Annotated in this window: 7 protein-coding genes and 1 pseudogene; 5 read left to right on the forward strand and 3 right to left on the reverse strand. The window is 37.6% G+C overall.

The annotated features are described in order from the left end of the window. A partial coding sequence (locus tag CUN59_RS21575) for a bluetail domain-containing putative surface protein (RefSeq protein WP_279327320.1) occupies nucleotides 1–423 on the forward strand: 423 nt, incomplete at its 5' end. A gap of 354 nt (nucleotides 424–777) precedes the next feature. After that, on the forward strand, nucleotides 778–1,917 hold the full coding sequence (locus tag CUN59_RS19000) for a quinone-dependent dihydroorotate dehydrogenase (RefSeq protein WP_104389308.1): 1,140 nt from the start codon (nucleotides 778–780) through the stop codon (nucleotides 1,915–1,917). A 35-nt stretch (nucleotides 1,918–1,952) separates the two neighbouring features. On the opposite strand, the gene CUN59_RS19005 is transcribed toward CUN59_RS19000, so the two are convergent. Both CUN59_RS19005 and CUN59_RS19010 read right to left on the reverse strand, forming a co-directional pair. Continuing rightward, nucleotides 1,953–2,711, reverse strand: a complete 759-nt coding sequence (locus tag CUN59_RS19005; protein ID WP_104389309.1) for a hypothetical protein — start codon at nucleotides 2,709–2,711, stop codon at nucleotides 1,953–1,955. A gap of 452 nt (nucleotides 2,712–3,163) precedes the next feature. Further along, nucleotides 3,164–4,123, reverse strand: a complete 960-nt coding sequence (locus tag CUN59_RS19010) for an AEC family transporter (protein ID WP_104389310.1) — start codon at nucleotides 4,121–4,123, stop codon at nucleotides 3,164–3,166. A 106-nt stretch (nucleotides 4,124–4,229) separates the two neighbouring features. On the opposite strand from CUN59_RS19010, the pseudogene CUN59_RS19015 reads away from it, so the two are divergent. Beyond that, nucleotides 4,230–4,589: pseudogene (locus CUN59_RS19015) on the forward strand (TROVE domain-containing protein); the annotation flags it as partial. A 133-nt stretch (nucleotides 4,590–4,722) separates the two neighbouring features. Here CUN59_RS19015 and CUN59_RS19020 read toward each other — a convergent pair. Next, nucleotides 4,723–5,445: a Uma2 family endonuclease gene (locus CUN59_RS19020; protein WP_104389311.1), complete on the reverse strand. Its 723-nt coding sequence runs from the start codon at nucleotides 5,443–5,445 to the stop codon at nucleotides 4,723–4,725. Between the two features lie 365 nt (nucleotides 5,446–5,810). Here CUN59_RS19020 and CUN59_RS19025 point away from each other — a divergent pair, with 365 nt between their 5' ends. Both CUN59_RS19025 and CUN59_RS19030 read left to right on the forward strand, forming a co-directional pair. After that, nucleotides 5,811–7,157, forward strand: a complete 1,347-nt coding sequence (locus CUN59_RS19025; RefSeq protein WP_104389312.1) for an MFS transporter — start codon at nucleotides 5,811–5,813, stop codon at nucleotides 7,155–7,157. A 68-nt stretch (nucleotides 7,158–7,225) separates the two neighbouring features. Next, nucleotides 7,226–8,185 (forward strand): N-acetylglucosamine kinase, encoded by a 960-nt coding sequence (locus CUN59_RS19030; RefSeq protein WP_104389313.1) that lies wholly within the window; start codon nucleotides 7,226–7,228, stop codon nucleotides 8,183–8,185. The last annotated feature ends 95 nt before the right edge of the window (nucleotides 8,186–8,280 follow it).

Raw genomic sequence — 8,280 nt, forward strand, 5'->3', positions numbered from 1 at the left:
GGTAATACTGGTAATAATACCATTACTGGCGGTATAGGAAAAGATACTCTAACCGGAGGACTAGGAATAGACCGTTTTGATTACCGTAATTTAGCTGATTCTGTATTCGGTAGTTTTGATGTGATTACAGACTTCAATGCTACTGCTAATAATGATTTATTCCTTGTTTCCACTGCCCGCAGCGTATTTTCTAATGTGGGATCTGTTGCAACACTGGATACAACCGGAATTGCAGCTAGGTTAACTAGTACCACTTTTATAGCTAACTCTGCTGCTCAGTTTACCTTTGGTACGGGGGCTAGTATCCGTAGTTTTGTCGCTATTAATGATGGAACGGCAGGATTTAGTGCTGTTACTGATGCTATTATCGAGGTGACAGGCTTGACGGGGACTTTAGCATTAGCTAATTTTGTCACGGTTTAGTTAATAGACATCGGGTTAACATTCAATGTGCGTAACCGGAAACCCTTGTAGAGACGTTACACGCAACGTCTCTATCATGTACTTGTTCGTAAGTCCTATAGGACTAATATTTGATTTTTGAAAGATAGGTAAAATACTTAGATTTTTTCAAAATTCAAATATAGCAGTCGCCAGGAAAGTTAGGACATAAATTTAGGGGATGGGCGAAGCATTCGGGCGAAAAATATCAGGGTAAGAGCCATAAATTATCTGCCCGAATGCTTCGCCCCTACTGTCCTAACCGATGTGGCGGTTGCTATACTATTGCTATATTATTTTCTGAAATTCCCTAATTTAACTGACTTGTAACCTAAATTGGATCTTTATAAATCATTAGTTGGTCATTTTTTATTTACTTTGGTGAAAACCGAACCAGAGTGGCTGCACAAACAAACCATTGGTAGTCTAAATTGGCTGTCAAAAGCCAGTTATTATCCTTCTACCAACTGGTTGAATAACCTCCTTCAGCAATATCTGTGTTTAAATGATCCACGACTAGAACAAACTATACTGGGCATGAAATTTCCCAATCCTTTGGGCTTGGCGGCTGGATTTGACAAAGACGGCGTTGGCGCTAATATCTGGCATAATTTTGGGTTTGGTTTTGCTGAATTGGGTACTGTTACTTATCACCCCCAACCGGGAAATCCGCCCCCTCGGTTATTTCGTTTACCTTTAGATCAAGCAGCACTTAACCGGATGGGTTTTAATAATGGCGGTGCTGTGGCTATGGCCGCAAGACTGAAGGAGGAGAAAGAGAAGTTGAATTATCCAATACCCATACCCATAGGTATAAATTTAGGTAAATCCAAGATCACACCTTTGGAATTAGCAGCCCAGGATTATCTAGAGAGTTTTCGATTACTGAAGGATTTGGGTGATTATTTTGTAGTTAATGTTTCTTCTCCCAATACTCCGGGATTGCGATCGCTTCAGGATGCTGCTATGCTCAGTCAAATTTTGGATGTACTACAAGGGGAAAACACAGGTAAAAAACCCATCTTTGTGAAAATTGCCCCCGATTTAGAATGGGAGGCAATATCAGATATTATGGCCATCGCCCAAAGTTACAATCTCGCTGGTTTAATTGCCACTAACACCACTATTAGCCGAGAAGGACTGCAAACCCAGATTATTGAAAAAACTGGTAAATCACCCCAAGAGGAAGCCGGAGGTATTAGCGGCAGGCCAGTACGCGATCGCTCTACGGAAGTAATCCGCTTTATCCACCAACAAAGCCAAGGGCAAATCCCCATCATAGGCGTAGGTGGCATCTTTACCGCCGAGGATGCTTGGGAAAAAATCACCGCCGGAGCTTGTCTAATTCAAACCTATACAGGCTGGATTTATGAAGGTCCCATGATGGTTAGCCGCATCCTCACAGGTTTATTAACCAAACTCGAAGAAAACGGCTTAAATTCCATCAGCGAAGCAGTAGGGACAGGTGACAGGTGACAGTAGGGGCGAACGGCCATTCGCCCCTACAACCGTCAACCGTCATCTACAGGAAAAAACTCCCTAGACTTACGAGAATAAGACCAGGCAATGCCATCAGGATCACGGCTACGACTCCACTCAGTAAAATCTGGGTCATTGCGTCGTTTGTAAACCGTGCTGGAATAAACACCCAACCGCTTGGCTAGTTCAGATTGAATCAAAGACCCAAAAACTAACTGTTCTGCTAGGGGTCTTTTTGCTGTCTCTAGGGTAGGTTCGGATTTAGACTCAAGTTGTATTTCTTCTTCCTCTTCCTCTTCCTGTTGCGCTTTTACTTCCCTGTGGGGAAGTGGTGGCGGTGGTGCTAAGAGCGATCGCGCTTCCTTAGTCACAGGTCGAGGGGGAAGTTTTTCTACTGGCTCACTATCATCAAAAATGTCACCCAGAATACTCGCAGTTATAAAGTAATAGGATGGATTCTCACTTTCTGCATCTAGTACACTAGCGCCAAATTCCCTACCCTTCCCTTCTAAGTAGCGTTTTGCCACATTTCCAGAAAAATTTCCCCTACTCGCTAGATCAACCGCTGTAATTTTTCCCTGATTTTCCCGAATTAATTGATAAAAAAGCGGGTTAACTTGTTTAGACCACTTTTCCCATCTATATTGTTGCCAAAGATTGAGAACCATTAGCAGCAATAGAATTACCAGTAAAACTTTCCAGGTATTGACCAGAAAAACAATCAAAAACGATATCGGCAAAATTAGAACGAGAAAAGCTTTCCCGTAATTTTCTATGGTTGTTTCACTCATGCTGATTTTTGCCAAGTGAATTTTTACAAAATAATATCTCTATCTTGGCAAAAATTTGTACTTTTGTTTGTATTTTTTGGCAAAAATGCCGGCAAAAATTAAGAGGTAGTAGGCAAGGGGCAAGAGGGAAAAGAATAATCATTTCTCCCGTACTCCCCTACTCCCCACCCTACCCCCTCTGTATCTGAGAAAAATTTTTCCCGATCCTGTTGACATACCAGAAATATACATACTACATTAATAATACAAGCGACATTCCCAAAGGAGTTGGCTTTTACCGTAGCGGATACTTTTTACATGCGGGAATAGTTTAGCGGGTAGAGCAGTGAACGGAGTAAAACCCATATTCCTTGGTTAACAAACTTGCCTGTAAAGGCCAACTTACTAAGGGTTATCGTTAATTCATCGGTCGCAGGTTCAAATCCTGCCCTGCCACCCAATTAATTTTAGATTTAGCTGAACCAAACTAACCAAAGAGGTAATGCTAAAAATAACCCCAGAAAAGTCAAAGCAATAGTACTAGATAACAAGTCCCGATCTAGATCATACACTTCTGCCAAAATCAGTACAGAAAGCCCTGTGGGTGTGCCAGACATCAGGACTAGCACTAAACGATGTTCACCTACTACACCCAAATAGGTTGCTACTAATCCTACCAACAAAGGAACAATAAAGACTTTAATCGTACTGGCAATGGCAGCGATCGCTAAACTCCCCCATGATCTCATCTTTCCTAGTCGCAAACCAACCAGTAACAAAGCTAAAGCAATTACTACCCAAACAGCTTGATCTAAAGCTGACTCAACTAAAGGGGGTAACTCGACAAACTGGGTATTTAAACCAATGAAAAATGTCCATAAACTGGGGACAGTGACTATATCGCGCAACTGTAACCACCAATGGTTTTCCGTTTCTCTCTGACCAAAATAACTAGCGATTAAAACCGCAATTCCATAAGTACCTGCCACATTAGTAGTAACACTGAATAATACTGCCCAATCAGTATTTTCTGGGCTAAGTAAAACTTCTGTAAGTACCAGTCCCACGAAACCAGTATTACCTAAAATTGCGGCGAGAATAAAGCTACCTAAACTAGCTTTCATGGCCGATACATCTACAGTTTTCTCTTCAGGCTGTGCTTTATTAGTGTTAAACCATTGCCAACTCCACCAGATTAGCAGTGCTAAAACCAAACTCAGTAGCAAAACTGCGATCGCTACTCCGGGTATAAGTCCACCTTCAGATGAGTTTGTATGACGTGCCAATACTAAAAGTTGCAGAGGAACTCCCACCCAATAAAGTCCCTGACCTAAAAACTTGAGAAAAATAACTGTGCTAAAGCTAGATAATACAATTCCTAAACCTATCCAGATAAATAGAGGCGTATAGGCATCTAACAAATTATCAATCATGAGACTAAAAATATTAACAGTGATCAAAAATTATTTACACTGTACTAATTTACACTAATTTACTTTTAAAATACCCAATTGCCTGAAAAGGCCGGGAGAAGAAGCCATGAATTACAACTTCTTTACTAAAAATAAAACAGCTACAGCCCAAAATCAGCCTATTCCTGGAAGAGAACAGGAAATGATTCAAGGACGTAGCGGCGGCTATATGTTTGAAGCTGGAATTTGGAAAATGCCGCGCCGTTGTTTGTTAGTAGGTACAGCACAAAGCACATATTACGCTGGCAAACAAGAATTAACAGCAGATTTTGTTAAAGTTGTCAAACAAGCAGTTGCAGAAAATCCTGAAAAAGTAGCAGAAGAAATTCTCTATGCTAGTGATGGACGCGCCATTAATAACAGTGCGCCAATTCTGGCTTTAGTATTACTTTCAATAGGTGAAACTCCAGAAGCAAAAAAAGCTTTTTTAGACCGATGAATGTAGGGTTATTGGATGATATCTCGAAAGAGATTAGCAGGTTCAAATCCTGCACTTGCCGTTTTTTATTTAATATTGAGATGTTGGGTTTCTTTCTGTTAACCCAACCTACATCTTTTTGTTAAATGTGATCGGGATCTATATTTAATTCCCGCAATTTTGCTGCTAAACGTTCGGCTTTTTGAGCTTCACGTTCGGCTTTTTCTGTCTCATGTTCTGCTCTTTGTGCTTCATATTCTGCACTTTCTTCAGGTGTGGGTACTAATTTTCCTTCTGGTGTAAAATAGCGTAATAACCCATCATAAATTCCTAAATATAAACCCAATTGTTCACTCCATAGATGTCCTTTTTCATTTACTTCTAATGGTTGATATTTACCATCTAATAAATGAAACCCTGCAAATTCTAAAGTATAGGGATCAAACCAAAAATAGTCGGGTGTACGGAATTTATTTTGATAAATTTCTTTTTTTAATCCTCTATCAGTTTTCGCAGTTGTTGGTGAAATAATTTCCACTATTACATGAGGATATTGTCCGTCTTCGTCCCACACTACCCAACTTTTACGAGTTTTTCTATCAGTTCCTAAAACTACAAAGAAATCTGGACTCCTAAAATTTTCTGATTTTTTTTGGTGAGGACTATAATAAATACTCAGATTTCCCGCAGCATAAAAATCCGTTCTGTCTTTCCATAACCATTCTAAACATTTAAACAGAAGAATAATTTGTCGTAAATGTAGTTCTGTTTCCACGGGTGGTTCGTCGCTATATAAGTCGCTGGGGGGAAAAATTATCTCTTCAGAGATGTTTTCTTGACATTCTAATTCTTGAGTAATCATCATGATATGATACCAAGTAGTTATTTATTAGTTATAACATTAATTGTCAGAATCAGGTGAGACCATAAGATCCCCGACTTCTGTGATCAATTTATAATTTATTGTCTTCATAAATAAAAGAAGTCGGGGATCTGGGTATGAACAATTGGTATAGCTGAATATTTACGTTATCCTGATTCTGACAAAAATTCGATAGGGATAAAATATATACATAAAATTAAGTAAAAACACTAGGATGGTTTAGTTCCCATTATAAACACGCTATTAAACTTAATATTCAAAGTTAATCAAAATACAAAAAAGTATTATAATTCCCTTTGAACTACTTTGTATATCAGGGTAGCTATTTGTTTAGTCAATCAGAATATATGACCAATAAACCTACATCTGTTTCCCCCTGGGTTTATATACCCACCCTTTATTTTGCGGAAGGAATACCCTACATGATTATTAACTCAGTATCTGTAATTTTCTACAAGAAACTGGGAGTAGATAATACACAAATTGCTTTTTGGACAAGTTTAATCAGTTTTCCTTGGATTTTAAAAATGTTCTGGTCGCCATTTGTAGATATTTATTCTACCAAAAGAAAATGGTTGTTGACCATGCAAATTATCATGTTTTTCTGTTTGAGTTTTTTAGCATTATCTTTCTATCTTCCCAATTTCTTCTTTATATCTTTAGGCATATTAACCATTGCAGCATTTGTTTCTGCTACCTATGATATTGCCACAGATGGTTTTTATATGTTGGCTTTACACCCAGAACAACAAGCTGTATTTGTAGGCATTCGCTCACTATTTTATAGATTTGCAATTTTATTTACCACAGGGTTTTTAGTATTTTTAGCAGGTTATTTAGAAGAATCTACTAATAATATTTCTTTAAGTTGGAGTATTGTAATCTTGCAACACTCTATCCATTTTAGCTTTATTACTCGATTTACTAATAATATTCCTTTAAGTTGGAGTATTGTAATCGGGATAGCTGCCGTCATTTTTGCCGTTTTATTTGCGTTTCATTCTTTTACTTTACCAACACCAGAATCAAATAATAAGGACTTAGAAACAAATCCAGAGTCAACTCTTGATAAAATACATTTTGTTAAGATTATTGTTTCCTATTTTCAACAACCCAAAATAGCAATCATACTGGCATTTATTTTACTTTATCGATTTGGTGAGGCTATGTTACTTAAAGTAGCTTCTTTATTTTTATTAGATAAACCAGAATTAGGAGGTTTAGGTTTATCTACCCAAGAATTTGGTTTAGTATATGGTACTTTTGGGGTAATATCTTTAATATGTGGCGGCATTTTAGGAGGTTTATTAATTGCTAAATATGGGTTAAAAAAATGTTTATTACCGATGGCTTTAGCCTTAAATTTACCGAACGTTTTTTATATCTATATGGCTTATGCTAAACCAGCACTAAAATTTGTTTATCCTCTAGTTTCCCTAGAACAATTTGGTTATGGTGTTGGTTTTACAGCCTTCACAGTTTATTTAATGTATGTTTCTAAAGGGGAACATAAAACTTCTCATTTTGCCATATCTACTGGTTTAATGGCTTTAGGTTTAATGATACCAGGAGCAATTAGTGGACAAATTCAACAGTCATTAGGATATCCCTTATTCTTTGTATTGGTTTGTTTAGCAACTATTCCAGGGATGTTAACTATATTTTTTATCCCCTTAGCAGAAGACGTAAAATAAGCTAAATCTTAGATCCTCGACTTCTTTAAGAAATCGGGGATCTAAATAAATAGGAATAGGAGTTTTATATGAATTGTATTTTAGGTATTGATGGCGGTGGGAGTAAAACTATTTGTATCATTATGGATGATGCAGGTAAAATTTTAGGTAGAGGTGAAGCAGGGGCTTCTAATTATCAGAGTATTGGTATAGAAGCAGCAAAAAAACAAATTGAATCTGCTATTTATCAAGCAATAATTACAGCCTTAAATTCTCCAAATAATATTAATGTTATAGCAATTTGTTTAGGGTTAGCAGGTGTCAGTCGTCCAGAGGATATAGAAGTAATAAAATCTATAGTTAATCAATTACAAAATAGTCAAAATATACCTGCAATTACTTGGGACTTAAAACCATCTCATATTGTTATTTGTCATGATGCTTTAATTGGTTTAATGGGAGGAGTGGGTGATGCTGTGGGTATTGTGGTAGCTGCGGGAACTGGTTCTATTATTTTTGGTAGAAATCATCAAGGGGAAAGTAAAAGGGTTGGTGGTTGGGGTTATATTTTAGGGGATGAAGGAGGCGGCTATAAAATAGCTGTAGCTGGGATGCAAGCAGCATTAAAAGCTTATGATGGACGAGGTGAAACAACAATTTTATTAGAGAATTTTCAGCAATATCTACAACTAGAAAATATAGAGCAATTAATAGCAGTGATATATCAAAAAGGATGGGGTGTAAAAGAAATAGCTGCTTTAGCCCCAATTGTTGATCAAGCTGCTAGTGAAGGTGATCCTAGTGCGAATAGGATTATTGATGAAGCTATGACAGAATTAGTAATAGCTACTTCTACAGTTATTGATCACATTTTTGATTATCAGCAGGTTGTGGAAGTTGTGACTACAGGAAGTATTTGGTTAGGTAAATCTAAATTACGGGAAAGATTTATTAATGCTCTTATTCATCAATATCCTTTGGTAAATGTAATTTATCCTCGTTATGAACCAGCTTATGGGGCGGGGTTATTGGCGTTAAATAGTTTATGAGAAATTGGAAATTACAGCAGTAAGGGCGAAGCATTCGGATGATAGTCTCGGGTAAAAACCGATAATTAATTGTCCGAATGCTTCGCCCCTACATT

Origin of the sequence: Cuspidothrix issatschenkoi CHARLIE-1 (assembly GCF_002934005.1) — a bacterium.
Taxonomy (GTDB): Bacteria; Cyanobacteriota; Cyanobacteriia; order Cyanobacteriales; family Nostocaceae; genus Cuspidothrix; species Cuspidothrix issatschenkoi.